The sequence below is a fragment of the Vibrio sp. 10N.261.52.A1 genome, assembly GCF_002876325.1.
GTDB classification, from domain to species: domain Bacteria; phylum Pseudomonadota; class Gammaproteobacteria; order Enterobacterales; family Vibrionaceae; genus Vibrio; species Vibrio chagasii.
Map to the genome: position 1 here is coordinate 1 of NZ_MCYD01000054.1, position 347 is coordinate 347.

Annotated in this window: 1 protein-coding gene; it reads right to left on the bottom strand. The window is 36.0% G+C overall.

Translation table 11 applies throughout. From position 1 onward, the window contains the following. Positions 1-27: 27 nt before the first annotated feature. Positions 28-216, bottom strand: coding sequence for a hypothetical protein (locus BCT81_RS00715; protein WP_017059812.1), 189 nt, complete (start codon positions 214-216; stop codon positions 28-30). Between the last annotated feature and the right edge of the window lie 131 nt (positions 217-347).

A 347-nucleotide genomic window follows, 5' to 3' on the forward strand; every position in this document is an offset into this window, starting at 1 on the left:
CTTTTATTCTATGCGCTTGCGCTTAGATTAACGGTTGATACCGATATCGCGTTGCATGTGACCAGATAGGTCGCTCGCGTAGTAACTACGTGGAGAGTTGTCTACGAAAAGAATATCAAAAATGTGTGCAATCAATCCTTTGAAGTTAACCGAGTAGGTCTTCTTATCCATAGAGTTAGGAACAGCGATAGTATTCATTTGTACTGCTTGAGCCATGATTGCCTCTCTATAAATTTGTTTGTGTGTTTCGTTCTGATGGCAAGAATAATAAGTGATCTTTTGCAGGTTAAAAAATGACTAAATTTAGATTTTGAGATTAGTTTTTCTAATAAAACAAACCATTAACA

What these genes read in the sequence shown, in the direction of transcription:
- BCT81_RS00715 (WP_017059812.1), bottom strand. Translation starts at nt 216, where the DNA reads ATGGCTCAAGCAGTACAAATGAATACTATCGCTGTTCCTAACTCTATG.